This is a genomic window from Mesorhizobium sp. M0830, from assembly GCF_040319965.1.
Classification (GTDB): Bacteria; Pseudomonadota; Alphaproteobacteria; order Rhizobiales; family Rhizobiaceae; genus Mesorhizobium.
In genome coordinates, this window is record NZ_JAMYOR010000077.1 from 1 (window position 1) to 26778 (window position 26778).

A 26778-nucleotide genomic window follows, 5' to 3' on the forward strand; every position below is an offset into this window, starting at 1 on the left:
GCGCGGGGCGGCCCCCGGCCCGCGCCGGCCCCCCCGGGCCCCCCCCCCGCCCCCACCCCCGGGGGCCCGTCTGGGTTCCTGGGGGGGTGGGCGGGCCCCACCCCCGGGGTGGGGCGCGGGCGCAGCACCGCTTCAGGAAGCGCGCCGAGCTTGCCGTCGGGATCATCGCGATAGCGCTGGTTCACATCTGCGCCGGCGAGCACGCCGCCCGCACCCAGCCGATTGTCGATAGCGGATAGAAGCTGTTGGGTTTCGGGCGACATCGGCCAATCCTAACCCATGATCGCCGGCCGGTCGAACCCTTGTCCGTGCATGCGCCGCTTGACCATCCGTGGACAATGCGGACAGGGCCGACCGTCCGGCATCGATCGCGATGAGGTCGGATCGACGCCGGACGAAAAGTCATTCTACTGAAGCTTGGCCTGCAGCGCGTTGACATCGTCGGTGGTCATTTCGCCATCGGTGGTCACCTTGCCGTCGACGATCTTCCACAGCCGGAACGGACCGGTGATGTCGCCAAATTTGTCAAAGGCGACCGGGCCGATGACACCCTCATAGCGGATCGGCTTGCCGTCCTTGATCAGGCCGAGCGCCTTGGCGAACTCTTCCTTGCCGGCAAAGATCGGCGTGCCCGCCGGATCGACCGCCTTGTACATCGCGTCCTTGATCTTGGCCGGCTCCTCCGAACCGGCAATGGCGATTGCGAGGCCAACGATGGCGCCGGCATCGTAGGAGCGGTCGGCCGCCGGGTTGGACGGTTCGATGCCGGAAAATTCCTTGTAATTCTTGGTGAAATACTCCGTCGAGGCGGTCGGGCTGGTGCCGGAGGATGTGCCGTAAGCTTCCTTCAGGTAATCGGCGCCGACGGACTCGATGAAGTCCGGGCTGTTCATGCCGTCATTGAGCAGGAATTTCTGCACCCCGCCTTGCGAAATCCAGGTCCGAGCAACCGTTGCGCCGTCGACCGGCGTGCTGACGAGATAAAGGCCGTCCGGTTCACCAGCCATTGCCGCCGTGACTTCCGAGGCATAACTCGACTGCTTTTCATTGTAGGGCGTGTCGGAAACGATGGTGCCGCCGAGCGCTTTATAGGCGCGCGAGAATTCGGCCACCATGTTGACGCCAAAGTCGTTGTTGACATGGATGACCGACAATTTCTTGAAGCCCTTGTCGACGGCATATTTGGCCGCGGCGACGCCCTGCAGCGCGTCCGAGGTGATGGTGCGGAAGAAGATGCCGTTGGTCTTGCCGTCGCGCCCGAGCGCCGTCAGCGTCGGCGAGGACGAAGCCGGCGAGACCTGGACGATCCTGGCCGGGGCCGTGACCGAGGTCAGGATCGGGATCGACACCGACGAGATAATGCCGCCGATGATCACAGGCACTTTCTTGACTTGAACGAGCTGGGTGGCGGCGTCTACGGCGATGTTGCCCTGGCTCTGGCTGTCGCGCGTATCGGTCGCCAGGTCGCAGCCGCGCACGCCGCCGGCGGCGTTGATGTCGCGGAAGGCCATCTCGACCGACTTGGCGCCGGCCTGACCGTATTCTCCGGCCGGGCCGGTCAGTTCCATGACAAGGCCAACGGTGATCTTGCAGTCGGCGGCCTGTGCCGCACCCGCCATCGTCACAAGAGCAAGTGCTGTGGTGAGTTGGAGTATCGTCTTTGTCATTGTTGTTCCCCTTTCGTTACTCAACTGTATTTGATCTCTGGAGCCTGTTCAGCGTTCCGGCACCTGCAGCCAGGTTTCATGCAGATGCCGCCATTCGACGCCGTTGGGCGCCGATGAACTGGTGGTGAAGACGGCGCTCGACTGGCGGCGGCTGTGCTTGCCGCCGCGCAGCTGGGCCTCGACGTAAAGGACGACGATGGTATCGGCGTCCTGCCAGCCGGGCCGGATGTCGTCGATCGAAATGGCAAAACCGTCGTCGCAAGAGGCGCGGCTTGTACGGACATGATCGACGACCGCGTCCCGATCCAGGACCTGGCCGTCCGGCGCCACCATGCTGAAGTCTTCGCCCATGGCGCGTTCGAAGCGGCCGAAGTCTGCCGTGTTGGCTCGCGCGGCAACGAACCAGTCGACGAAGAAGCGATGCAGGTCGATAACCTCGGCGCTGGCGCGTGAAAACAGGGAGCGCTCGCCGCTCATTTCTTCCCCGCATTGAGGTTGTAGTGCATGATCGAGCCGTGACGGCCGTGACGGTCGCGCTCCAGCGTGTAGACATCACCCTCAAGGCCAGTGCCTTGCGCGATGACGGCTGCAATCCGCGCCCGATCCTCGGCATCGAGCGCGATATTCATGATTTTGGCGTTGGCGAGCGCATGCGCCTGGTTGCGGGCGCCGACGATGACAGCGGCGACTTGCGGCTGTTCGAGCACCCAGGCGCTGGCGATGGTGGCGATGTCGACGCCGCGGCGATCGCCAACGGCCTTCAGCGCCTGAAGCAGCTCCTGTAACAGGTCCCAGCCGCCGAAATCATCGATGATGAGTTTGTATTTGACCAGGGAACGGTTTTCGAGCGGCGTGGCGGGCTCGGCCACGCCAAGCCATTTGTCGCTGAGGAAACCACCAGCGACTGAGCCATAGCAGAGGAAGCTGACGCCGTTCTTCGAAGCGACTGCCGCCAGGCTCTTGCTCGGCCGCTGGTCGAGCACCGAGTATTGCAGTTGCTGGCTGACCAGCGGGATGCCGGCGGCGAGGATTTCGGCCAGCCGCGGCGTGTCGAAATTGGTGGTGCCGAGATTGCGCACCTTGCCTTCCAACCGGAGTTCATCGAGCCAGCCCATCGCATCGACATAGCGAGGTTGCGCATAGTCCCACCAGTGGAACTGCACGAGGTCGAGCCGCTCGGTCTTCAGCCGCCGCAGCGACTGGTCGACGATGCCCCTGATATAGTCGCGGCTTATGCTGGCCAGTCGTTCAAGGTCGGGCACCAGCTTGGTGTGCACCTTCATCCTGGCGGCAACATCGAGACCGCGCTCGCTGGCCAGCCGCAGGCGCGCGGCACCGATCAGCTCTTCGACGCCGGTGTAGATGTCAGCGCAATCATAGGTCCAGATGCCGGCGTCGAAGGTTGCGATCAGATCGGCCACCGCTTGGCTGCGGTCGACAGCGCCGTGGCCGCCGGCCAGCTGCCAGCCGCCACGAATGACGCGCGATATCATGTAGCCGGGGCCGAGTTCGAAGGTTTTGGTGGTCATGTCAGGTCATTCTCTTTCGGCAGCGGCACGGCCGTGGTTTCGGCATGGTTGAACCGCCGCTTGCCCATCCTGACGATCCGCAATCGGCTGGCGCAATTGGGATCGGGACAAGCGATCTCGGCGTCCGAGGTCATCCAGTCGTTCCTGTCCGTCGGGCGCTGCTTCGCCGCCAGCAGCGGCAGCACGGCGGCGAGCGAATAAATCGAGAAACCTTGCCCTGCCGGCATCGACAGCATCTCGCCCTTGAGCTCGAAATAGTCGCCAGCCTTGGCACCGCAGTAGATCGGTTTTCCCTCGGGGATGACCGCCTCGACGCGAAGATCGAACAGCTCGAAACTGTCGTCAGCCATTTCAGGCCTCCACCAGGCTGAAAGTGATGTCACAGGCGCCATTGCGGCGGATAACACCGCATGCGGCGGCGAACTGTTCGCGCTCCTTAGCCGGCACCTGCGCCACCACGCTGCCGGCCAGCCAGCCGATCGGAAACAGCAGCCGCGCCCCCTGCCCGTAATACAGGCCGATATCGAAGATCGCGTTGGGGTTGCCGCCCCACATGCGTGGCGGCACATAGGACAGCACGATATCGCCCGGCTGCGGGTTCAGCGTCGCGTTCTCGGCCGGCAACGGCCTGGCATAGGCCTGGCCCTCGAGATCGGCTGCGGGAACCGGACAGGAGATTTCCGGCCCCGTCCACATCGCATGGATGCCCGGAACGACGCGTGGCATGCCGAGATATTCCGATAGGAAGGCGGCGTTTTCCGGTGCCTTCTCGGGCAGCAACAGCGCCGTGACGGAAAGCTGCGAGCGCGGCTCGGTGATTCTGATGGCGGTCATGTCTGGTCTTTCGCGGCGGCAGCTTGCAGCTTGCTGCGCAGGAAGGTGAAGGGTCGACTGATGTCGGCGACCAGCGACTCGCGCGCCGCCTGCGCGTCCTGCGTGGACAGCGCCGTGACGATGCGGCGGTGATACTGGGCGGTGTCGACCTCGCCGGCCTCCGAGAAGGCGTAGATTGCGACACGGATGCAGGGGCCGGATTGCAGCCACAGGCTCTCGATCATCGGGATCAGCACGGCCGAGCCGCAGGAGCGGTAGATCTCGAAATGAAAGCTCTGGTTGAGCGTCACTTCGCGATCGACGTCCTTCTTGTGTTTCAATGCCCGCATCTCGTCCCATTCACCGAGAATGGTCTCGATGGTGGCGATCTGGCGCGGGCCCATGCGGGGCGCGGCCAGCGCGATCGCCTCGCCCTCGATCAGGATGCGGGCACGCAAGAGATCGTCGAGGCGTTCCAGTGTGATCGGCGGCACGCGCACCGAACGGTTGGGCAGCGCCTCCAGCGCCTTTTCCGTGATCAGCCGGCCGAGCGCCTCGCGCACCGGCATAGTCGAGGTGACCAAGGCGTCAGCCAAGCCACGGATGGTCAGCACCTGGCTCGGCTCGAACAGGCCGCCGATCAAGGCACGGCGCAGTTCGGAATAGACACGGTCCTGCACGGTTTCGCGGCCGACCGGCGCAAGCTGGGCCGCGATCGCCTCGTTGTTCTTTTCGATGGCAGCCTTCTGCATGGAATTCCGTTCTTGGCCGGTTTTCGGCTTGCGGATGAAATTAAACCCGAATAGCGTGATCAAAGCAAGTGTGATCACAAATCATAATCAGGAGACGGCAACGATCGTCTTCGGCCAGAGGGTTTGATGAGCGAGGCAACCAAACGGCAAGGGGAAACCCGCGCGCCGGTTCTGACGGCAAGGAATGTCGTCAGGCGGTTCGGCGGCCTTGTCGCCGTCAACGATGTCTCGTTCGACGTCAGGGCTGGAGAAATCCTCGGCCTGATCGGCCCGAACGGCGCCGGCAAGACGACGATGTTCGATCTGCTCGCTGGCAGCATATTGCCGACCAGCGGCGAGATCCTTCTCAATGGCACGCCTGTCTCGGGCGAAGCCGCACATCTGCGCATCGGTCGTGGCCTTGGCCGCACCTTCCAGATCCCGCGCCCGCTGCCCAATCTGACACTGATCGAAAACATCATGCTGGCGGCACAGGGCCAGGCCGGCGAAAGGCTGCTGGCCAACTTCGTCACCCCGTGGCGTGTGGCGGCGCAGGAACGAGCAGCCAGGACAAAGGCGCTCGAACTGCTGGAGCTCGTCACCCTCACCCATCTCGCGCATGAGCCGGCGCGCGTGCTTTCCGGGGGCCAGCGCAAACTGCTCGAACTCGCCCGCGTCATGATGGCCGACCCGGCGATCATCCTGCTCGACGAACCGGCGGCGGGTGTCAACGCAACGCTGCTCGAAGTCATCATCGACCGCATCCGCGACATCAATGCGCGAGGCATCACCTTCCTGCTGATCGAGCACAACATCGACATGGTGACGCGGCTCTGCCATCGCGTCCTCGTCATGGCGAGCGGCCAATTGCTCAGCGAAGGCACGGCCGAACAGGTCGCACGCGACCCGCGCGTCATCGAGGCCTATCTCGGAGGCGCGGCATGAGCAAGACCGTCCTCGATGTCCGTGATCTCGAAGCCGGCTATGAACCCGGCGTGCCGATCGTGCGTGGCGCCTCGATCACCGTCGGCAAGGGCGAGATCGTCGTCGTGCTCGGCCCCAACGGCGCCGGCAAGTCGAGCTTCATCAAGGCTATCGCCGGCCTCGTCCCGATCAGCCGCGGCACGGTGCTTCTGGACGGCAATGACATCACTGCCGCGCCCGCGCACACCATGGTGCGGCTAGGCCTGGCCTTCGTGCCGCAGACCGAAAACATTTTTCCTCTCATGTCGGTCGAGGACAATCTGAAAGTCGCCTGCGGCATCCTCGAGCGGCGCGAGATTCCTGCGCGCATCGAGGAGATGTATGCCGCCTTTCCCGACCTCGTCCGCCAACGGCGGACCGCTGCCGGCAACCTGTCGGGCGGGCAGCGGCAGATGCTGGCCGTCGCACGGGCGCTGATCGTCCACCCCAAGGTGCTGGTGCTCGACGAACCGTCGGCCGGCCTGTCGCCGAAATTCGTCTCGATGGTGTTCGAGATGCTGGCCGGCATCCGCAAATCCGGCGTCACCATCCTGCTGGTCGAACAGAATGCAAAGGCAGCGCTTGCCATCGGCGACCGCGCCTATGTGCTGGTCGAAGGCAAGGATCGGCACGAGGGCGTCGCCGCCGAACTGTGGAACGATCCGGTCGTCGCCGAACTCTATCTCGGCCAGCGCCCCCGTAAGCCCGATACGGGAGGTGGGGCATGAGCCTGCAATTCATCGTCGATGGGCTGCTGACAGGTTCGATGATCGGCCTTGGCGCCATCGGCGTGACGCTCACCTATTCGATCCTGCGCTTCTCGAACTTCGCCCATGGCGACTTCATGGCCTGGGGCACCTATGCGACGCTGGCCGTCGTCAGCGCCATCGGCGCGATGGCCGGTAAGGTGGCACCCATTACTCCCCTCTCCTTCGGCTGGCCGCTGATTGTCGCATTGGTCGTCGGCATGGCCTTCACCGCCCTGTTGGCGCTGCTGCTCGACAAGGTGCTGTTCGCGCGGCTGCGCTCACAAGGCCAGGCGATCATCGTGGTGATGGCGAGCTTCGGCGCGTCGATGGCGCTGCGCAGCCTGCTCGAATTCACCTTCACCTCGCGGCCGACCTATTTCAGCCGCGCCATTCAGATCGCCATGCCGATCGGCTTCGGCATCCGCATCACGCCCGACCAGATCGCCTTGCTGCTGCTGACCGCCGTGCTGGTGCTCGGCGTGCATCTGTTGATGACGCGCACGCAGACCGGCCGCTCGATGCAGGCCCTGAGCCAGAACGCAGCGCTGGCCCGCATCGTCGGCATCGACGTCGCCAGCGTGGTGCGCGTCACCTGGGTCATCGGCGGGGCGCTCGCCTGCGTGGCCGGCGTGATGATCGGCATTCTGGTGCAGATCCGCCCGTTCATGGGCTTCGACATGCTGCTGCCGATGTTCGCCGCCGCCATTCTCGGCGGCATCGGCAGCATCCCCGGCGCCGTGCTCGGCGGCCTGATCATCGGGCTGGCCGAAGCCGGCGCGGTGCAACTGATCGGCGCCGAATGGCGCGCTGCGGTCTCCTTCATCATCCTGATGGCGGTGCTGTTCGTGCGGCCGATCGGCCTGTTTGGTGTGAGGGAACGCTGATGGACCTGCTTGGCTACGGCGCCTTCTTCCTGACCACCGCGCTGATCTTCTCGCTGGTCACGCTGGGGCTCAATTTGCAGTGGGGCCTGACCGGCCTGTTCAATGTCGGCCTCGCCGGCTTCGTCGCCATCGGCGCTTACACCTCGGCGCTGCTGACCACACCGGACGATGCCGCGCGGCTTGGCGGCTTTGGCCTGCCGATTCTTGTCGGCTGGCTCGGCGCCATGGTCGTCGGCGGCATCGCCGCGGCCCTTACCGGCATGGCGACGCTGCGGCTCAGATCCGACTATCTGGCGATCACCACCTTCGGCGTTGCCGTGGTGGTGCAACTGGTCGCGCTCAACGCGCAGAAGCTGACCGGCGGACCGTTCGGCATCGGTTTCATCCCGCGCCCCTTCGGCAGCCTGGCCGAGACGCCGCTGCTGTTCAACCTGTCGAACCTTGCCGTCGTTTCGGTGGTGACGCTGATCGCCTACCTCGCTCTGGAGCATCTGTCGCGCAGCCCCTGGGGGCGCGTGCTGAAAGCGCTGCGCGAGGACGAACGGGCAGCGATTTCGTTGGGCAAGAGCGCGCGTTTCTACCGCGTCCAGGCCTTTGCCGTCGGCGGCGCCATCATGGCGTTGGCCGGCGCGCTGCAGGCGCACTTCACCGGCTTCATCGCGCCGGACAATTACCTGCCGATCCTGACCTTCCAGGTATGGGTGATGCTGATCGTCGGCGGCTCGGGCAGCAATCTCGGCGCCGTCATCGGCAGCATCCTAGTGTGGGCGATATGGGCGGGGTCAGGCACGCTGACCAGCGTGCTGTTCCCGCCCGAGCAGCAGGCGCGCGCCGCCTCGCTGCAGATCGTCGCCATCGGCATCATGCTCTGCGTCATCCTGCTGATCCGGCCGAACGGCCTGTTCGGCGATAGGCGGCGGCGGCCGCGCTTCGGCAAACGGGCGAAGGTGGCTGCAGCCAAGAGCAGTTCCGGGTCATGAACGCCTTGGTCCGGCAGGAGGCACATGGCCCTTCGCTCTGGCATACCGTCAGCCGCAGTCGGCGCGAGCGGCCCGCGCTGCAAGGTGGGCGCGATGTCGACCTCGCCATTGTCGGCGGCGGTTTTTCCGGTCTATCGACCGCGCTGCACGCGGCCGGGAAAGGGCTTTCCGTCGCCGTTCTCGAAGCCGAATTCATCGCCTGGGGCGCGACCGGCAGGAATGCAGGCTTCGTCGTGCCGAACTTCGCCAAGATGGACCCGACCGACATACTGGCCCATCTCGGGCCTTCACGTGGCGAAAGGCTGATCGATTTCGCCGCCGGCAGTGCCGATCTGGTGTTCCGCCTGATCCGGCAGCACGGCATCGACTGCGACGCCGTGCAGTGCGGATGGATCCAGCCGGCGCATTCGCTTGCCGCCTTCGAGAAGGTCAAGTCACGTGCCGGGCAATGGGCGCAACGTGGCCGCCCGGCAGCCACATTGGATCGGCAGGAGGTCGAGGCGCTGACGGGCGTGCCAGGCTATGTCGGCGGCTGGATGGATCGTTCTGGCGGCGTACTCAACCCGGTCGAATACGCGCGCGGGCTCGCCGATGCGGCGGAGAAAGCCGGCGCGAAGATCTTCGAGCGGACGCGCGTCACCTCGGTTGATCGCATAGCCGATGATTGGATGCTGAAAACGCCTTCGGGATCGGTACGCGCTGCCAAGGTGTTGATCGCCACCAACGCCTATGGCTGGTCCCTCAATCCGTCATTGCAGCGAACCTATTTCCCGCTGAAAGTCTTCCAGATCGCGACAGCGCCACTGCCGCGCGAAATCCGCACGCGGCTGCTGCCCGGCGGGCAAGGTGTCGGCGACACCAGGCGCAATCTCTTCACCTTCCGCTTCGACGCCGAAAACCGGCTGATCAGCGGCGGAATGCATATTCTTGGCGCCGGCGCCGATACGCGCGTGCCGCAGACAATCTGGCGGCGGCTTGGCCGGCATCTCGACCTGCCCGACTTGCCGCCGCTTGCCTATAGCTGGTCGGGAATAGCAGCGGTCGAACCGGATTTCCTGCCGCACCTGATCGACCTCGGTCCCGGCCTGATCGCCGGGCGCGCCTGCAACGGCCGCGGCATTGCCATGACCACGGCGATGGGCAAGGTGCTGGCCGATTGGGCCGCTGGAACCGACGCCCGCGACCTGCCGCTGCCCTTTGTGGCGCCAGCGCCGATCCCGTTCCATGCGATACTGCGGCATGCGCCCAATATTTTGCTCGGCTGGAGCATGCTGCGCGACCGGTTGGACAATGCGAATCTGGTTCTTCGAGCGTGAGTGTTTCGAGGAGGAATATGCCCGCCGCGCAACGAGTGGTTATCGGTACGTCGGAGGATCGTCAGCTTAATTTGTTTGCTGCGGTCATCAGCGTCCGGAGGACTGGGGACGGCGAGCGACTCTGCCCACATTAGATTCTGAACAGGCGCCTCATCGCCGCAATATCGGACGGCGATCTCGCACTTCCAATGTAGGAGCGGCGTCATTTTGGCACGTGACCAGTTGATGGCCTCGCACTAGCTCGTAACCGCACCGGGCTCAATCGAATTGCTCGTTGTGCTGCGGACAACGGCGTCATCACCCAATGAGTCAATCGCCTTCGTGTTCTCGCATCTTGCGTTCCACACCGCCTTTTTTGCGACTTTCGAAGCACAAGTCATGAATATGGGATGACGGGGTATTCGGTTCAAATTCGCCGCTAGCGTCAGCTTAGCGCCCAATGTCGGTCATTCCGGCCGACTTGACCGCGTATCAAAGGCGGACATTGCTGGCGCCATCCTGAGGTCGTCGTTACGCCAGAAGCGGTCGTCGAAGCTCAGAAATCGGGTCCCTCGGAATATCTGGCCTTCAGCCATGTATTCGACAGTCCGCTCCTGTAGCGGCTGTCGGCGCGCTTCGAGATAATGCTTTCAAGCCCCACCTTTTCGAGGGCGCGGAAAATCGCTAGCGCACTGCCCTCGAAATGCTCGCTGTACTGGATCTTGCCGGGGCCGTGCTCAACCAGTTGCCACAGCGCCTCCTTGCGCTGTAGCAGCGGCAAGGAGCCTAGATTGCGACCGTCGAGATGTAGGATGTCGAACGCGACGAACACCAGCCGGCCCGGTTCGTTCCAGATGGCGGCTTCCAGCGCAGGGCAATCGGGAGTGCCCTGCTCGCCAGGCACAACGACCTCGCCGTCGATAATGGCAGCCCGGCATGGCAGCTCGACAGCCAGCGCGATAGGCCAGTATTTCGTGGTCCAGTCGCGACCGTTCTTGCCGTAAAGACGCACGCCGCCATTATCAATGATGATCTGCGTTCGGTAGCCGTCAAGATTTACCTCGTGAAGCCATCCCTCATCTTCGGGCGGCTCCTTGACCCGAGTCGGGATCTGCGGCGGAATGAACTCCAGCCGGCCGCCGTTCACCTTGGCACGCTTACTCAATGACGCCACCTTTGACCGCGCAGCGGCGGCCGATCGGCACAGGCAGCCCGACATCCCCCTAACCTGGACGCCTGCCGCCTGTGCCAAGCCCCGCCCAGCCATTGCGAGCATCTGCGCACCAGGCCGGATTGTCGTTAGCTTCGCATCCACATACTTGTCCTGGCGTACATATCTCGCTCGTTGCGGCGGTCTTGCACCAGGCAGTCTTTTGGCCAATTTCGACCGACCTGATTAGTCCATCAAAAGCACCACAGCAGGATGCAGCTTCTTCAGATTCGGCAATGATTTCGATTGCCAGGGTATGTCGGGCGTTCCGCGCACGACCAGTCGAACATCGGGATGCTTGCGCACCTCGATGGTAAATTTCGCCAGCAGGTTGATGCCGGAAGAGTTGAGAAAGTGAAGGTCTTTCAGATTGAGCGTAATGGAAGCGGGATTCGAGGCAAGCACACTGGTCGCCAACGCCGTGACAGGCGCACCGGCGTCGGAACTGGCAAGCCGCATTGCACCGTCGAAGAAAATTTCGCTTCCTTCATTCCATACGCGGTAGTCGTCTGTCTTGATTTCCATAGCCTAGCTTCGTTTCATTTAGTTGTGAATTTGCGAGATCGGAATGGAGGCATATGTCTCCACGCAAATCCGATCGCTTTCGTCGGCGGCGCTGAATATCCAAGCTAGGCGCGCACCGTAGTCACTCATCAACGTCAGCAATCCAAGTCCGGAGCCTCTTACGTCGGGGTTCGCGGCATTGGCTTCAATTCGCTGTATCAGCAGGTCCATGGGGTCGCCAACCGTGATGTCTGCCAGGAGACTTTGGAACTCGGACGCATCTTCACCATCGACGTCATTCGACACCTTGAGCTTGAAGCATTCCGAATCCATCGACGCCTCGATCAAGATCTCACCCGGTGCGCGAAACTTGACGGCGTTTTCGATGAGTTCGTTGACCAGATATCCAATGCTGTGACGCACTTCCGTGTAGTCATTGCGGGACGACCGGAAGCGCAACGCGAAAAGATCGGCGATGAAGTCCGAGGTCGTGGCACAATGACGCCAACTCAAGTCGAGAGGTCCGTCGAACAGCCGCACGCGACTGACGCTCTCCTTCATCCCGATTGCAACGTCAGGGGTCCCGAACAGCGTTGTCATGGCTATGTGTGCCTTATGATCACGAGGGTGATGTCGTCGTGGATCTTTTGGATCCCGATATGGGCCATCAGATCGTCGATGATGCCGGTCTTGATGTCCTCGGCGCTGCTGCCGCGACGCTTTTGTGCGCTCTCGCAGAGGCGCTCGAATCCGAACAATTTTCTGTCTTGGTCTTCCGCCTCGGTCACTCCGTCCGTGTGCAGCACGATCACGTCGCCGCTCCCGAACACAATGTCGCGCGTGGCAATGAACTTCGAGATGTCATTCTCCAGGCCAACCGGCAGACCCAGATCCATCGTGTCGATACGTTCGACGTCCCCGTCCGCACGCACGATGAGAACGTCCTCATGCTGGCCGGATAGCGTTACCCGCTCATCTTCGAAGTCAAGGAAGGCCAGCGAGAGATGCTTGCCGGTGTTCGTCCGCTCGATGTTTTTGTAGATCGCTCTGTTCAGCCGATCCAGAAACTGGTGCGGATCCCTTTCGTCGGTCTCCTGCAGCGCGCGTGCAACGGATTGGACCATGAGCATCAGCACGCCGCTCTCGAGACCATGACCGGTCACGTCGCCGATGCCGATTTTGACCCGTGACCCGTTCTGCAGGACGTCATAATAGTCACCGCCGACCTCGTCGGCCGGCCGCATGTAGGCCGCGATCTCCAGACCCGGAATCGCTTCGAGTTCGAATTGTTTCGGCAGGACCATCATCTGTATCTGCCTGGCGACCGCGAGTTCGGCGCCAAGGCGGACGTTCTCGTCCTGCAGCTTTTCGTTGAGTGCGGAAATCTCCTGATTGGCGTCCCCGAGTTCCCGAGTTCGTTCGTCGACGAGTTGTTCGAGGTTTTCCGTGTGAAAGCTGATCTGCTCGGCCATCCGGTTGAAAGCGATTCCTGCCGCTCCAACCTCGTCGCGCGTTGGAATGCTCACGCGGACCGAATAATCTTTGGACTGTAGCCGCTGGGCGGCGCTGGCGAGCGACCTGAGACCCGCGGTGATCCGCTTCGAAATTCCGAGCACGGCGGCAAAAACTATCAGAAGCGAAACGACGATCGCAGCGATCTGAAAAAGCAGGACACGGTTGGTCGCGCGGGAAATACTGTCCTGCGCGGCGAACAGGGACGCATAGATCTCCCGTTCGGGAACGACGATCCCGACCGACATCGTTTCGGACTTGATCGGTCCTGAACTCCACAGATTGGTTGGCTTCAACCTTTTGAGGACAACAATGTAGGGTACGTGTTCGCCCTTGTCGTCGAGCATGATATGCTGAATCACGCCGTCATTGTTCTGGTCGAGAGGCAGCAATGCGATAGCCGGCTGCGTGCTTCCCCGCAGTGACCTCTCCAGGCCAGTGACGCCTTGGCTGCCCGCATCGCTCGATGACGTCAGGCCGATGATTGCCTGGCCCGACGGATTGATCGCCACCACGTTGCCAGTCGACATCGTGAGAAAGCCGAACCCGGTTTCAGCGATCTTCACACGTTCGACGACTTCCGCGAGTTGGTCGAGAGTGATGTCTGCTCCCGCTGTACCGGCAATACCGGTGTGATCACGCGTCCACAGCGGATGGAAAAAGCTGACGATCAGCTTTCCCGTGATTGCATCGGTGTAGGGCGCCGTCTGGGTAATGTCATCGGGCACCGGCCGAGAGGCCGGATCCCTAGCCCATTGCTGCCACGACCCGTAGATACCCGGAAAGAAGAACTCCCAGAATTCCGCCTTGTTGTGGCCCGGATAGAGCTTGTCGAAGGTCTGTGCCTGGTCCGTATACGGTACGGTCCTAAATATCGGCCGTTCTTTTGGACCAATATAATACATCTGCAGTTTGGATGACCCGCTGGCCATTAGCGTCGGCGCAACGAGGTCTAGGACGGTGCTGTCTTCTATTGCCTGCTGGACGCTTGGCAGCGGACTGTGGTCGGCGCCCAGCAGGTAGCCCCAGACGCTGACCACGGACGGCGCGCCCGGCAGGTTCTGTGCCCAATCGCCCTGCGCGTCATAGACCACCTTTACCGAGCCGGGCGCTTGCTGCGAAAGGGTGGCTCCGACCTGTTGCTGCCTGCTTGGATCGTCGATCTGGGCCTGCAGCACGCCGGCCAACGCCTTGACGTCCCCATGAACTCGATCGAGCAGCAGGTCGACGCTCAGCGCTGTCGATTGGGCATAGGAACGAATGTATTCCTGGTTTGCGGTCGTCAGGCCCTCACCGACTTCCGATGTGGCATCGCGCGACAGCTTTTGAACGTTCCAAAGCGCCAGGCCACCGCTCAAAAGGAGGTCGAACAGCACGGCGCCGCCAACGACCAACACGAATTTCGCTCGAAACGAGCGCAAGCCGAAGCGCGGCGTTCCCTCATCGGCGGCTTTCATTGCGGCCGTCGCCCCGATGCGACCCAGATCGGCCAACCCGCATAACCCTTGGGGTGGAGCGCAGCGAAAATGTGGTCCTCGAAGCCCTGCCGAAAGCGCGTGACGAACTCCGGCCCATCGCCGCGTCTGGTCGCCATCTCGCCCGCATAGACATCCGCCCAGGCTGCAATGACATCGGCGAAGTCCTGCGGATCGCCGTCCAGGTTAGTGACCATGAAGGTCTCCACAAGGATGTCTTCGAATCCAGCTTCCACCAGGTATCGCCGACTCTTGGGCCCAAGCTCGACGTCCATCTCGAAATGCCCGAACAGCTTCGCCACCTCGTCGTAGGTCCAGCGAATGCTTTCGCCGCGCGGCTCGCCGAGGCAATGCGAATTCTTTTCGTTCGTGATATAGACCCGACCGCCTGGCTTGCAGATGCGGTAGAGCTCCTTGAGGATGAGTTCAGGTCGATTGAAGATTTGCAGGGAATGTCGGCAGGTGACCAAGTCGAACTGCGCTTCGTCGAGCAGCATCTCCGACGCATCGCCATACGTATATTCGATGCCTCGGATGTCGAACTCCCGCATCACTCGTCGAGCATAGTTCAGGCTTGATCTGGAGTGGTCGAGGGCGACGATGCGTGATGGCTGGAACTCCTTCTGCGCGAGCACAGCGAAATCGCCGATCCCGCAACAGATGTCGGCCATGACGATCCCGGGCCTCATCCCGTGTCGCGGCAAGATTGCCCGCTCGTGGCGCCATGTCATCTTTGTCTGAGTACGCAGGATCGGCACGAACCCGCCTTCCTCAAGAAAGCCCTGCCCCGGATAGAATTCGGTATCATATTCCTCGACGGTGATGTTCGGTTCAATTCCGCTCAGGCGACCGAATTTTCGCGAGGTCCATCCGACGACGCTTGACGTGATGACGACGAATTTGAGATCGGGTCGAGCGCGACAGGCGTCGATGATGATCCTCGAAAAGATGTGAAACGCGGCGTTGTTCATCTGCGTCAGGCGCCTGACATTGACGTAGAGAACGCCGCGCACACGGCCGATCGCATCGCGAAGCAATGCTATGCTGGGCCCAAGCTCATCGATCGCCTGAGGCCGGACCACTCCCGATATGGAGAACTCCTGGTTGTTCGCGTCATATTGCGCCTTAAAGCGCGGGAGAAGGTCGTATGGGCTCAATTTTGCAAGCCCTCGAGCGGAAGATCTAGGACAAGCTTGATTGCATCGCCGTCGGCCTCCTCGATCCAGAGTGTCGCGTTGTAGTCGACAGCCAGTTCCACGAGTATGACCCCGCGGCTCGGCGCGAGATCCCCAGACACCGAATTGAGGTATCGCTCTCTGGCCTCCATTCCTGCAAGTTGCGACACGGCTTCTTCGTAAAATTGGCGCTCCGCCGGCAAGCAAGGAAATGTCAACTCGATCCTATCTGTCGCGCCATGGCGAGACACCCTGCATGCCAGTTCGCCATCGGCATGGCGCGTGCGAAAGGCGACTTCGAGCAATTCGTTGAAGGCGGAGGAAAAAAGATTTGAATGCCGGACCGAGTCAGACCTGTTCTGACTGATCATCCGGGCCATGTATGTCGAGACATAATCGCAGTGTCTCCAGGCTGAGACAAAAGCTTTGATTCCCATGTCGATCTGGATCATGGGTTCAAAGGTCGGTCCGCCGTCAGCCAAGTCATGATGAACAGGTCCCATCGGCATCCTCACTTGTTGCTTCAGCATTGAACCCCGCGGGGTGATGGCCTCCGCGACGAAAAACTTCAACGCCCGTGGTCAGGCAGTCTGGCACCGACTTGAACAATTGCGCGGTATTGCCCTCGATCGTTCCACAAATCCCCACTTCATCGTTAGCAAAAGGGTTCGAAGCGCTAGAGCGCCCGATTTGATTCCTGCATCGCTCGTGCCACCCTCGGCGGGGACCGCTTGATGAAATCGCCGATCGCCTCGGCTGGGAGAGGCCGCCCCAGGAAATAACCTTGCAGACAATCGCAATTTTCCTTGATCAGCCACCGTGCCTGTGCCGATGTCTCGACCCCCTCGGCAGTGACATTTATCCCTAGGCCGTGCGCCAGGTTCATGATCGATCGCACGATCGTTTGGCTTTTGAGGTCGGTCTCCAGGTCCGCAATGAAGTACTGATCGATCTTCAGAGTATCGAAGGGAAAGTTCTTAAGATAGCTTAGCGATGAGTAGTATGTTCCAAAATCGTCGAGCGAAATTCGTATTCCCAGGACGTTCAGGGTATTCAACGTATCGATATTGTCGATCGTCTTCTCAAGCAGGACCGTCTCCGTTATCTCAAGTTCAAGTCTGTCGGCTTCGATTCCAACTGCGTCGATGATCTGGGCGATGGTGTCCGTCAGTGAACCGCTAAGGAACTGAGCTGGTGACAGGTTCACCGCGACTGTCAGCGAGGAAGGCCACGTCAATGCCTGGCGACAGGCTTCCTCGAGCACCCATCGTCCAATCTCTTCCATCAGACCGTCGGCTTCGGCGATCGGTATGAACACGTTAGGTGGAATGATTCCGACCTCAGGGTGCCGCCACCGCAGCAGCGCTTCGAAACCGATCACTGACGAGGGGGGCCGAATGAGCGGCTGATACTCCAGATAAAGCTCGCCCCGCTCCAGCGCGGTTCGAAGGCTGCGTCTCAGATTCTCGCGTTGCTCAAGCAAGAGCAGCATCGAACGATTGAATATTCGAGCGCAGCCGCGTCCATCTGTCTTGGCCGCGTAAAGAGCAATGTCAGCGGCTTTCATCAACTGTTCGCCATCGGTCCCGTGCTCCGGCCCGAAAGCAATTCCGATACTCGAGCCGACGAAGACGGGAATGCCGTTGATGACGAACGGGTTCTTGAACGCGTCGACCAGGGAACCGGCAAGGCGCTCAGCTTCAGCTGGCTGCTCTTTTCCCAATTGGATGACAGCGAACTCATCGCCGGCATACCGGTACGCGGATTCGCCGTCCTGCAGCGCGTCGCGGATACGGCCCGCCGCGAGCTGAAGAAGCGTATCGCCTGCTCCATGCCCGAGCGTGTCGTTGACTGCTTTGAAATCGTCAAGGTCGATCTGCAGCAGGGCGGCTTTCGGCTTCAGTTCACCGAGGGCCGCCAACGCTTGCTGAAGCCGCTCGCCGAATCGCCGCCGATTCTGCAGTCCGGTCAGCACGTCGTGCGTCGCCTGATGGAGCAGAATTACATGCTCTTGCTCGTCCGTCACGCTGCGCCCATCGCGCCCCCTTGATTCAATGATTCCAACACCATTTGCAGTGGCGAAAACAAAAACGGACCGCAGCCCTTCGCCCGATGACCGCGGCAAGTCGATGCTTGCCGGTGAGCCACCGTGGAACACACGAAGAAATTCGCCGCGATACGTTGCATCGAGGAAGCTCGGGTAGATCTCCCAAAGGGCTGCACCCGGTGTCACCGCGCCTCCGTACACGCCCCTGAGCTTGGTTGCGTAGTGGGTCAGACAGAAGTCGCGGTCGTAGAACGACAAAAGTTCGGTCGTGTTGGCCAAAAGGTCAGCGAGAAGCGCTTCGCCGGGACGTCGAACATCGCTTGAGGAAGCCCCGTCACTCCCGTTGCCGACGCCTGATGCCTCTGGAGCCAAGAGTCACCTCCATAAGCGGCGCGAATCCACGCCGCCCAGTCCAAAAATAACATAACTGTCAAGCTTGGCAAACTTTTAACTCGCAGTCTTAACAAGTGCGGCATACGGCGTAGGTGCAATGCGTGCTCTGCTGTGGTTTTCGACGATAATAGTCAAAAATCACAGTTGGTTAATAAATCGGGAATTGTTTCGAATTGGCAATATGATTGATGGCGCGGTAGACGCGGCACGAAATATTCTGGTCCGTGAGGCGGCGTGGCCTTCCCCTGTTTTGAGCCCGCCCCCTCAACCACCGCCAATCTTGTACTCAGCTTCCGAGCGCTTTGAGCCAACCTTCAAAGGAACACGCCTTCTCGTGTTCAGCAAGCGAAACAGAGTGGGCGGGGCGCGGCAACACCACAGTACTGCGACCTTCGCGGGGGCTGTAACCGAATTCCTTGCTGAATGCTCGGCTGAAATTAGCCGCTGAACTAAACCCGAAGGCCTCAGCAATATCGACAATTCGTCGGCTGTCCGCCGGATCGCTAAGCGCAACATGGGCTGCCAGAAGTCGGCGACTTTGTATGTAATGGAGAACACCACCGCTCGGTTCGAATAATTGATAGAGACGAGAGCGCGATACGCCGAGCGCTCGGCACATTGAATCGGGTGCCAGATGAGCCGCATCCAGATTGGTTTGGACATATCGACGCGCTCGCTCCATCAGCGCGACACTCGCCAATTGTTCGGCGGCCGCGGCATGTTCCGCCGGAGGCGCGAGGCAGGCAATGATCATGCTCCGGGTAGCGTGTACGATGCGGGGCAGATCTTCAGCCGTGAGACTGCGCAGTCTTGCTTCTATGCTGTTGACGTAGTCGGCAAAGAGGTTGGCAAAGTTGCCGGACATAATTGTATTGTTCTTTGCGTCGAGGGTTGACGCCGCATCAGAGAACAAATCACGCGGCAGATAGAGAAAGAGGCTTTCCGAGTCCGTTACCCTCCCGCGAAACGGGTAGCCAAGCGACCTGATCTCCAAATTGCCCGGCTGGTTTTCCGCAACGCGGCGATCGACCTCCGTCCATGACCGGCCACTACGCGGCAAGACGATGTACCAGTGATCGATCGAACTGGATCGGAGCTTCGCGGCGGAACGCATGTAGCTATGTGCCGGCGCGCGCTGTTGAACGATCAGCACGCCACCGAGATTCCAGGCTGTGTGGTCGGCGGGGAAACCATCGTCCAGCGATCTGTCGTCCGGCAACCTAACTTCGACAAGCGGCGCCATTTGCGCTTGCCAAGCGGCGAATTGATCCCCTGGCGCCAGCTCGAGCGTTGAAAAGCACAGAGGTTCGAGCATCGGCGCGAACGACGGAGCGGCCTCATTGCGGGGTTGGTCTTCGCGCGACCAACGACGTCGGTCTCGGTCCCGCGGCTGCCTCGCAGGAGCCTCGTCTTGCCTCTTGGTGTCCATCGCGTGGTGCCATATCCGAATCGGGTATGCCCATGCCCCTTTCAATCATGTGGTGTATTTCAGGCATCTGGCAAGGCTGGCGGAACTCCAGTCGACCGAAACGGCGATCACGCTGAATTACGTTAAGAAATGCATTCCGGGATAAGTTTCTGGATGCGAAGATAACGACACTCTTCAACCTGATGCGTATAGAATCTGGCATCGTGAAATAGTGAGTTGAGGATGTCATCGAAATGAACACAAAGCTCAACGGCGAAGATCGTCGCAAGGTAATTCTTGACGGATACGGTAACAATGAGCCGTTGGAAGCTATTGCGGCAAAGATCGGATGCTCGCTGGCAAGTTTGAAAGTCACCGCCAGCAAACTCGGCTGTACACGAACTCCGAAAGAAGCGGCGGAATTTCGACGCGGATTTCACGTCCCGGAAGACAAGCAGAGAGATTACTACCAGCTTATGACTGCCGGGCAATATAGAGCTCGTGAGTGCGCGCTGATTTTGGGACTCTTAACAGAGCAATCATCAGGTAGCAGGTAAACTGATTCCAATACACCTGTGGACGATATTGTCACCTAAGCATTCCATCGTGACAGCGGTTCATCACTAAAAAGCCCGCCGCAAAGCACGGGCGGCAGGCGCTGAAAGGTTCGCACAGATGCTGCGTCGGCGTTTCAATCACTCCTGCCTCAGCCCTCACGATCTGGCTATTTGCGAACGTGTGTTCGATCGGGTCTGCGCGAATGAACATCTCGACCCTTTAGACCCGGACGCCGAAATCTTGGCGGTGATGGTCGTGGCCATTTTTCAAAATGTTCACACCGGCGAGCGCGAACTGCTGGAGGCGGTCAAGTGTCGTCGGCAAAAGGCTGCGGGAACCGGGCACTAGTATATGTCGCCCAAAAGTGCGCAGCGGTTTTAGTAAAACGAGATGGAAGCAATAACCTAAGGCGTCGCATGAATCCGTTCAGTCACGAAGCTTTAGCCAAGGCACCGGATTTGAAAACCGGCGCGGACACGAGTTCACGGTGGTTCCAATCCCGCTCCATCCGGTGGTTGAGATATGCTTCGGAACTTCGGTTTTAGTGCAAACCGACCTCTTAGCCGTGATGTCGGCTGTCGTGTGTGGGTCAGGCAGAGACAATCCCATCTGCTTGAATGTCTCCCATCGCTTTTGGGACGCCAGTAGCTGCCATTCCGGTTGCGGCCCAACTGCAGCATTTTCCACTTTGAGGCGAAATAATTCTCGACTATGGTCCGTCAGGCTTACGGCATGGGGGGATTGCCGATGGTTTTATCACGGAGGGGTGTCGTGCTCGGCGGCCTGGCGCTGGTCGCGGTCGGTGCAACCGGCAATATTGTTCAAGCCGCGACGGCAAAATCCTTTTTCGCCGGTACCGCCAGCGACAACAATTTTGTCTATCGCAAGACCAACTTCGCCAAGATCGACAAGAGATGGCATCGCCAGATCGTCAAGTATTTCAGCAGCGAGCCGGTCGGCACCGTCGTGGTCGATACCCGCCACCACTTCCTCTACCTCATCATGGAAAACAAGACCGCCATCCGCTACGGCGTCGGCGTCGGCAAGGACGGCTTCAAATGGTACGGCCGCGCGACGATCGACCGCCGCGCGCTGTGGCCGCAATGGGTCCCGCCCCCCGAAATGCGTAAGCGCAAGCCGGACCTGCCGCCCATGGTCGCAGGCGGCGCGTCCAACAATCCGCTCGGGCCGCGCGCGCTCTATCTGTACCGCGACGGCGCCGACATCGGCTACCGCCTGCATGGCACGCTGGAGCCATGGAGCATCGGCACCGACGCTTCCAGCGGCTGCATCCGCATGTTCCCGGAAGACATCATCGACCTCTACCAGCGGTGCCCGATCGGCACCGCAGTGGAGGTCCTACCGCACATCGCCGACCAGGCGCCCGCTTCCACCACTGTCGAATGATTGGCGCATCATGAACCGCATGATTGAAACCACACGCCGGCTGCTCGCCGCCGGCCTGCTGGTGCTGGCCGCATCCTGCTCGACCAGCAACACGCTGGCCCCTCCCACCCCCGACGTCACCAACACCGAGATTGCCGGTTTCCAGAACGTGCAGCCGGGCAGCGAGGAGGATTTTATCCTCAATGTCGGCCGCCGCACCTATTTCGCGCAAGGTTCGGCCGCGCTCGATTCTGTCGCCAAGGCCACCCTTGACACCCAGATCGCCTGGTTAGCAAAGCATCCGCGCTGGCTGCTCAAGCTGCAGGGTTTCGCCGACGATCCAGGCGCAAGTGAAACGGCGCTGTCGAAGCAGCGCGCCGATGCGGTGATGGACTACCTCGCCGCCGGCGGCATAGACCGCAACCGCATGTGGGCCAAGGGCTACGGCAAGGACAGGCTCGTCCGCGACTGCCCCGATGCCGCCTGCAGGTCGCAGAACCGCCGCGTTGTGTCTAATTTGCGCGATGAGAGGGACGAGTCGTAGGGGCTGCTTGTCACCAAATCAGAGTCTCACAATGCGACGGCGGCATGGCTGCTTTCGCCGCATTTCGGCCTAACAGGCAAAGTTTGTCGTTGCCCTAACGCGGACACCATCAAGCTGAGGGTCGTGATTGCCACTCTCCCCGATCCGGGAAACATTCCTTTATCCAACCCCGTGGAAGGCACGAGACGCGACCATGAGTGGGAACGGCTCAGCCCATACCAAGACGCAATAATTTAGGTTACCTTTCTGCAACTGAGCTGTCGCGACCTATGGTCGGGTCGCATCACGTGGGAGACCTGCCTCCAATCTCAAAGCCGCATGCATGCGTCGATCGCTATTTCAGAAGTATTTTCTAGTCTTGTTCGCGGCGGCCATTTTTCCGATGGCCGCCGGTAGCATCAGCAACACTTGGTTCAGCTATGTCGACCAGCATGCGATCCTCAGTGCCCTGCTGCAGTCCGAGGCAACATCGGCGGCCGTCAAAATTGAGAGCTTTCTTGACAGCATCCAGCTTGCGCTCGGCTCGACGATCCCCCCGGAAGGGTCGAATATGGCCAGCGTGAAACAGCTCCGGCTTCTTGCCGTACGAGCGATGCACCAGGCCTCGGGAATCCTCAGCATCAGTATTGTCGACGGTACTGGCGCGGAGCGGCTGCACATCTCTCGCACTGGCAAAAACAGGACAGAAAGCGGGGCGGATCGTTCAGGCGATCCCGCTGTGGTGGGCGTCAGGACGGCGAAGGTCTGGTACGGCCCAGTCATCTATCGCCCGGGTTCCGAACCCTCCATTACCATGGCGATGGCCAGTTACGACAATTTGGTCGTCGCCAACTCGGTCATCGCCGAAATCAGTCTGAAGCCTATCTGGCTCATCGTTTCCGAAATCCGCGTGGGCCGCAGCGGCCAGGGATTTGTCATCGACCAGGCCGGCCGCATCATCGCTCACCCCGCGATCAGCAAAGTGATGCAGGGCGCCGACGAGAAAGCAGCGTTGGCCCTGCGCGAATTGCAGGATGCGATCGCTGCCGCGGGCGGCACTGCGATTGCAAGCCGCAACGCCGAGAATGAACGCGTTGTGACTGCTGGCGCGCCGGTTGCCGCAGCCGGCTGGACGGTAATTGTCGAGCAGTCGCAGGCAGAGGCTTTTGCACCTCTATACGCTTCATTGTGGCGGACCGGCGGGTTGTTGTTCCTCGCCACAGTCCTTGCGGCGGTGCTCGCATATTGGCTTGCCAGACGGATGAGCGGGCCTATCCTCCTGTTGGAGGAGGGCGCTCTCAAGATCGGTGCTGGACAGTTCGATCACCGGATCAACATCTCCACTGGAGACGAACTTGAGCGGTTGGCTGCTCGGTTCAACCAAATGGCGCAGGAACTTGCCACATCGCGGGACCGCGCGGAGCGACTGACGCGGTTGAAGCGCTTCCTTGCACCACAGGTTGCGGAACTCGTAGAGAAGGCCGGTGACGAGCGAATGCTTGCTGGACAGCGCGCAGAAGTAGTCGCTGTTTTTAGCGACTTGCGTGGCTTTACTGCATTTTCAGCGCACGCTGAGCCTGAGAACCTCATGCAGGTCCTGCGTGAGTACTATGAGGCGCTCGGCGCGATCATCACCAAGTATGAAGCAACGCTGACCAGTTTTTCGGCGGATGGATTGATGATTCTCATCAACGCCCCGGTTCCATGTGAAGAGCCGGCGCTTCATGCCGTAAAAATGGCTGTCGACATGCAGGATTCCACACAAGAGCTCATATCTGGGTGGCGGCAGCGTGGTTATGAGATTGGCTTCGGCATGGGGCTCGCTATGGGGTGGGCAACGGTGGGTCGAATTGGCTATGAGGCCCGCGCTGACTACACCGCAATTGGCAATGTGGTGAACTTGGCATCGAGGCTGTGTTCGTCCGCTGAAGATGGACAAATCCTTATCGATTATTCCGTGGCACGCCATTTGCCTGGCAACACGCCGATCGTTGACCTCGGTACTCGCCAGTTCAAAGGCCTCGAAGGGCACGTTCGCGTCTACAATGTTGAGGCGCGAAGGATTGAGCGGCCGAATTTAGATTCTGCTGAGAATGACGCCAGGGAAAAGGGCTAGGCTCCTCTGCATCGACGTCCGCAATCGTTCTTCCCTGCACCACAAGCGGACCTACTGCTTCCGTGCCAGGCGGGAACGCTGAAGGGTTTCGGGTGCCGTCAGGCGTACGAAAGCCTCTCATGCAGCAACCCACGGGCAGCAGGCGGTGAGCTATGGGGATTTGTGTTTCGGGCTGTGCCAGCGCCTATCGCGAACGTCCGCGTTCGGTGCTGTCAGGATGTCGAGGAAGTAGCTTTCCGGCCTGGTCGGGGGCCTGTCGCGATGACGACGGTGGGGTTTGGGCACCGGGAGACTGGCGCCGCAGCGAAGCGCACATGCGTTTCCGTTGACCCACGTCGGCGTAGCGCGGCCGAGTGGCCAAACGGCCATGCCGGGTCATGGCGCGGTCTCCCGGTTCGTCGTCCGTGCGCCCGGCGGTCCGCGCGGCTGCCTGCAGCGTTCGAACACCTCGATGACGATCATGCGTCCGCCACAGCAGGGGCATGGCGGCGCCCGAACGCTTCAAACTCAATCCGCTCCACCACATGCCGGAACTAAACATCTAGCCATACCGGACCTACCGGCCAGGCCTGGTGCCCTTGCTCACGTCACCCAAACCGACAAGGGTGCCGGACCGCTCCCGCCGGCGTGAGTGACGAAGCCCGTCTGCCGGCTGGCGAGCGCTAGTCATGATCTTCGATTCCCCTTCCGCGCTGCTATTGGCCTCTGCAACTGCCGCGTGGAGTTCCTGCATATCTGCCTGTAGCATTTAGAAGCTCATCTTTGGCCTGAAGTCACAACTCCTGTTCGGGTACAATTAGAGTTCCCAAACTTAGGGCATATTCGCCGAAGAGTTAAGGTGATGTCCCGCGCGGGAGTTGAACTCCGGTTAGAAGACCCACTAGTTCCGCCTGTCTTTTGGTCCCGGTCTTCTCCAGTACCGATTTGAGTTGTCTGCGAATTGTCTCGCGCGATACACAGTTCGTTGCTGCGATCTCCCCCACGCTATGCCTCCCCACCAACTGTCTCGCGACGTTCGCTTCCGCGGGGGTAAGATCAAAAAGCCCATTAAGTACATGGGCGGGAGGAGTATCAGGCTTTGCTAGTGAGGTTACCGCCAGCAAAATCGCTGCGCCCGAGAAAATGTCCCGTGCTCGTCTTCTAACAGGTATCAGGTGGACAACGCATGCAGGAGAGTTGTCGATCGCCGGGATGGGAATCGAGCACGAATGTACACCCGAGCCATTCCAGGTAAATTCGGCCACTGCAGCATGAAACAGATCATGCGCGGGCCGATGCGACATACCAAGTCTCCCCCTTGCAAGCGGAATAAACTGCTTGTCCAAAGCTTCCATCAAAGAGTTGGTGGAGAGCACTGTTCCGTCATCACGAAGTACGGCTCCGGGTAAACCTATTTTGCCCAACGCTTCGCTCATCGCGCGTGCCTGCTCAAGGCCAAGACGAACCGACATAAGAGCCGAACGTGCCAAGTGCGGCCGAAGCTGGTCGAGCGAAGTAAGAACCGACCGGTCCAACGGTCCTTTGTCGCCGGACCTTTCGATATCAAACACAACCAAGTCGCCAGTTGGCATGGGGATTATTGTACCCGTGCCCCAGCCACCTCCGTATTTTCTCAAGTAGTCGTAAAATGGATCGGTGGCGGCTTCGTGGGGCGTGACGACATCGTAATCAACGACAAACCCCGGATAGTTCATGTTTGCCAGGCGAGGCGCCCGAATATTGCGCGCGCCCCAGCCCCCGGCGACATATGCGTCGAGCAGCGGACCGTATCGTTCCGAGGTCACTGCCCGGACCCGCTGCTGTGCATCGACTGAAAACAGAAAACCGCCGTCGCAGCGCGCAAGGAGAGCGATCCGATCGAGCACATCGACCCACAGCTCCGGAAGGAACGCCGTCTCGTAGATTCGGTCGATGATGCTGCTTTCTACCCCCAATCGGCTCATGCCAGCGATTCCGGGCGAATGTGGTCCGATTCAGAGCGAGGAGGCGACGTGCCCGCCGACAACCCCAGCAAGTCAGCCTGGCGGTGGGACCCGGTCTTCGCCAAGACCGTCTTGAGGTGATTGCGAACAGTCTCGTAGCTGATGCCGAGATCTTTGGCGATCGAACGGGGGGTGCGTCCAAACCCGAGAGCATGAGCAATCCTGGCTTCCGCCTGCGTCAGATCGAAGAGTCCGCTCAGGGGCGCCTCCGCCGGCGGATTGAGCTTGCCGACCGGTGTAACGAGGGCGATGCAGGCTGCACTGTTGAAAATATCATGGGCGGCGCGACGGAGGGGGAGCAGGTGCATCACCGCTTTTTCCTCGTTAAGCCCGAGCGATGCGAAAGACAAAACGCCGATTTCGCACGTTCCAAGTGAAGCCTGGCCGCCATAATGCCCGCACGCGCCAGATGCGGCCTCAAGCTGTCCAGGAAATTAATAGCGGAGCGGTCATAAGGTCCGGCCTCGACAGCACGGTCGAAACTGTAGACCATCATGTCACCGTTGGGGACATCGATGATGGTCCCCGCCGCCCAGCCTACTCCCTTAGGGCGGCAGAGTTCAGTGTAGAACGGGTCGCGGTCGACCTCTTCTCTGGTGAAGATGTCGAGGTCGTGCACGAACCCAGGGTATTTCATGGGGGCTAAGCACGTCGCCCGCGAATTGCGCTTGTCCCAACCGCCGTCAACAAATGCGCGCATGAACTCCGCGGTGCCGGGAGAACTGGTCCAGCGGATCTCGCCGGCACTGGCGGTAAACAGAATGCCTCCCGCAGAACTGATTGCATGGCTTAGCAGGCTGTTGAAGAAGTCCATTTGCGGGCGATGAAGTCTGCTTCGTCGCCGCGTTGGAAGCAGATTTGTCCGTTGATAGAGCCGT

26 protein-coding genes and 1 pseudogene are annotated in these 26778 nt (G+C 60.7%); 10 read left to right on the forward strand and 17 right to left on the reverse strand.

From position 1 onward, the window contains the following. Positions 1-407: 407 nt before the first annotated feature. Genes NKI20_RS29810 through NKI20_RS29835 form a run of 6 tightly spaced genes read right to left on the reverse strand, consistent with a single transcriptional unit; the run spans position 408 to position 4761 of the window. Positions 408-1667: an ABC transporter substrate-binding protein gene (locus NKI20_RS29810; RefSeq protein ID WP_352837280.1), complete on the reverse strand. Its 1260-nt coding sequence runs from the start codon at positions 1665-1667 to the stop codon at positions 408-410. 48 nt (positions 1668-1715) lie between these two features. Beyond that, positions 1716-2144 carry a DUF4440 domain-containing protein gene (locus NKI20_RS29815; RefSeq protein WP_352607818.1) on the reverse strand — a complete coding sequence of 143 codons (429 nt, stop codon included), beginning with the start codon at positions 2142-2144 and terminating at the stop codon, positions 1716-1718. Beyond that, positions 2141-3196, reverse strand: a complete 1056-nt coding sequence (locus tag NKI20_RS29820; protein WP_352837283.1) for an aldo/keto reductase — start codon at positions 3194-3196, stop codon at positions 2141-2143. The genes NKI20_RS29815 and NKI20_RS29820 overlap by 4 nt, the downstream gene beginning before the upstream one ends. Then, entirely contained in the window at positions 3193-3546 is a 354-nt protein-coding gene (locus tag NKI20_RS29825) for a TIGR04076 family protein (RefSeq protein WP_023762417.1), read from the reverse strand. Before NKI20_RS29825 ends, NKI20_RS29820 begins: the two co-directional genes overlap by 4 nt. A gap of 1 nt (position 3547) precedes the next feature. After that, positions 3548-4030: a DUF3830 family protein gene (locus tag NKI20_RS29830; RefSeq protein ID WP_352837286.1), complete on the reverse strand. Its 483-nt coding sequence runs from the start codon at positions 4028-4030 to the stop codon at positions 3548-3550. After that, positions 4027-4761, reverse strand: a complete 735-nt coding sequence (locus NKI20_RS29835) for a GntR family transcriptional regulator (RefSeq protein WP_084025714.1) — start codon at positions 4759-4761, stop codon at positions 4027-4029. The genes NKI20_RS29830 and NKI20_RS29835 overlap by 4 nt, the downstream gene beginning before the upstream one ends. A gap of 126 nt (positions 4762-4887) precedes the next feature. Here NKI20_RS29835 and NKI20_RS29840 point away from each other — a divergent pair, with 126 nt between their 5' ends. From NKI20_RS29840 to NKI20_RS29860, 5 genes are read left to right on the forward strand one after another with little or no spacing between them, the layout of a single operon-like run. After that, positions 4888-5685 carry an ABC transporter ATP-binding protein gene (locus tag NKI20_RS29840; protein WP_023762420.1) on the forward strand — a complete coding sequence of 266 codons (798 nt, stop codon included), beginning with the start codon at positions 4888-4890 and terminating at the stop codon, positions 5683-5685. After that, positions 5682-6431 carry an ABC transporter ATP-binding protein gene (locus NKI20_RS29845; protein WP_352837290.1) on the forward strand — a complete coding sequence of 250 codons (750 nt, stop codon included), beginning with the start codon at positions 5682-5684 and terminating at the stop codon, positions 6429-6431. Before NKI20_RS29840 ends, NKI20_RS29845 begins: the two co-directional genes overlap by 4 nt. Continuing rightward, a complete protein-coding gene (locus NKI20_RS29850; RefSeq protein WP_352837294.1) occupies positions 6428-7336 on the forward strand; it encodes a branched-chain amino acid ABC transporter permease in 909 nt (302 codons plus the stop codon). The genes NKI20_RS29845 and NKI20_RS29850 overlap by 4 nt, the downstream gene beginning before the upstream one ends. Next, a complete protein-coding gene (locus NKI20_RS29855) occupies positions 7333-8316 on the forward strand; it encodes a branched-chain amino acid ABC transporter permease (protein ID WP_352837329.1) in 984 nt (327 codons plus the stop codon). The genes NKI20_RS29850 and NKI20_RS29855 overlap by 4 nt, the downstream gene beginning before the upstream one ends. Beyond that, the gene (locus NKI20_RS29860; RefSeq protein ID WP_352837297.1) at positions 8313-9632 is read left to right on the forward strand and encodes an NAD(P)/FAD-dependent oxidoreductase; all 1320 of its coding nucleotides are present in this window, start codon (positions 8313-8315) and stop codon (positions 9630-9632) included. Before NKI20_RS29855 ends, NKI20_RS29860 begins: the two co-directional genes overlap by 4 nt. Positions 9633-10167: 535 nt before the next feature. Here the strand turns inward: NKI20_RS29860 and NKI20_RS29865 are convergent. The 8 genes from NKI20_RS29865 to NKI20_RS29900 form a co-directional block, all read right to left on the reverse strand. Beyond that, positions 10168-10776, reverse strand: coding sequence for an ATP-dependent DNA ligase (locus tag NKI20_RS29865; RefSeq protein ID WP_352837300.1), 609 nt, complete (start codon positions 10774-10776; stop codon positions 10168-10170). Positions 10777-11007: 231 nt separating this feature from the next. After that, the gene (locus tag NKI20_RS29870) at positions 11008-11346 is read right to left on the reverse strand and encodes a slr1659 superfamily regulator (protein ID WP_352837303.1); all 339 of its coding nucleotides are present in this window, start codon (positions 11344-11346) and stop codon (positions 11008-11010) included. Positions 11347-11364: 18 nt separating this feature from the next. Further along, positions 11365-11925 (reverse strand): slr1658 superfamily regulator, encoded by a 561-nt coding sequence (locus tag NKI20_RS29875; protein WP_352837306.1) that lies wholly within the window; start codon positions 11923-11925, stop codon positions 11365-11367. A 2-nt stretch (positions 11926-11927) separates the two neighbouring features. Then, a complete protein-coding gene (locus NKI20_RS29880; protein WP_352837309.1) occupies positions 11928-14294 on the reverse strand; it encodes a SpoIIE family protein phosphatase in 2367 nt (788 codons plus the stop codon). Continuing rightward, on the reverse strand, positions 14291-15469 hold the full coding sequence (locus NKI20_RS29885; protein ID WP_352487072.1) for a methyltransferase domain-containing protein: 1179 nt from the start codon (positions 15467-15469) through the stop codon (positions 14291-14293). The genes NKI20_RS29880 and NKI20_RS29885 overlap by 4 nt, the downstream gene beginning before the upstream one ends. Further along, positions 15466-15990 carry a ubiquinone biosynthesis methyltransferase UbiE gene (locus NKI20_RS29890; protein WP_352487089.1) on the reverse strand — a complete coding sequence of 175 codons (525 nt, stop codon included), beginning with the start codon at positions 15988-15990 and terminating at the stop codon, positions 15466-15468. The genes NKI20_RS29885 and NKI20_RS29890 overlap by 4 nt, the downstream gene beginning before the upstream one ends. Before the next feature lie 173 nt (positions 15991-16163). Continuing rightward, the gene (locus tag NKI20_RS29895; RefSeq protein ID WP_352837332.1) at positions 16164-17813 is read right to left on the reverse strand and encodes a putative bifunctional diguanylate cyclase/phosphodiesterase; all 1650 of its coding nucleotides are present in this window, start codon (positions 17811-17813) and stop codon (positions 16164-16166) included. A gap of 400 nt (positions 17814-18213) precedes the next feature. Continuing rightward, positions 18214-19356, reverse strand: coding sequence for a helix-turn-helix domain-containing protein (locus tag NKI20_RS29900; RefSeq protein ID WP_352837311.1), 1143 nt, complete (start codon positions 19354-19356; stop codon positions 18214-18216). A gap of 233 nt (positions 19357-19589) precedes the next feature. Between NKI20_RS29900 and NKI20_RS29905 the strand changes: the two genes are divergently transcribed. The 5 genes from NKI20_RS29905 to NKI20_RS29925 all read left to right on the forward strand — a co-directional run bounded on the left by NKI20_RS29905 (position 19590) and on the right by NKI20_RS29925 (position 23918). After that, positions 19590-19892: a hypothetical protein gene (locus tag NKI20_RS29905; RefSeq protein WP_352837314.1), complete on the forward strand. Its 303-nt coding sequence runs from the start codon at positions 19590-19592 to the stop codon at positions 19890-19892. Between the two features lie 118 nt (positions 19893-20010). Continuing rightward, entirely contained in the window at positions 20011-20241 is a 231-nt protein-coding gene (locus NKI20_RS29910; protein WP_031260381.1) for a hypothetical protein, read from the forward strand. A 399-nt stretch (positions 20242-20640) separates the two neighbouring features. Continuing rightward, positions 20641-21300: a L,D-transpeptidase gene (locus NKI20_RS29915; protein ID WP_352837317.1), complete on the forward strand. Its 660-nt coding sequence runs from the start codon at positions 20641-20643 to the stop codon at positions 21298-21300. A 10-nt stretch (positions 21301-21310) separates the two neighbouring features. Then, entirely contained in the window at positions 21311-21823 is a 513-nt protein-coding gene (locus NKI20_RS29920; RefSeq protein ID WP_352837320.1) for an OmpA family protein, read from the forward strand. Positions 21824-22145: 322 nt separating this feature from the next. After that, entirely contained in the window at positions 22146-23918 is a 1773-nt protein-coding gene (locus NKI20_RS29925) for an adenylate/guanylate cyclase domain-containing protein (protein WP_352837323.1), read from the forward strand. An 833-nt stretch (positions 23919-24751) separates the two neighbouring features. Here NKI20_RS29925 and NKI20_RS29930 read toward each other — a convergent pair. From NKI20_RS29930 to NKI20_RS29940, 3 genes and pseudogenes are all read right to left on the reverse strand, one after another. Next, positions 24752-25861 (reverse strand): helix-turn-helix transcriptional regulator, encoded by a 1110-nt coding sequence (locus tag NKI20_RS29930; protein WP_352837326.1) that lies wholly within the window; start codon positions 25859-25861, stop codon positions 24752-24754. After that, positions 25858-26208: a helix-turn-helix transcriptional regulator gene (locus NKI20_RS29935; RefSeq protein WP_352837335.1), complete on the reverse strand. Its 351-nt coding sequence runs from the start codon at positions 26206-26208 to the stop codon at positions 25858-25860. The genes NKI20_RS29930 and NKI20_RS29935 overlap by 4 nt, the downstream gene beginning before the upstream one ends. Beyond that, positions 26208-26778: pseudogene (locus tag NKI20_RS29940) on the reverse strand (hypothetical protein); the annotation flags it as partial. The pseudogene NKI20_RS29940 and the gene NKI20_RS29935, both read right to left, overlap by 1 nt.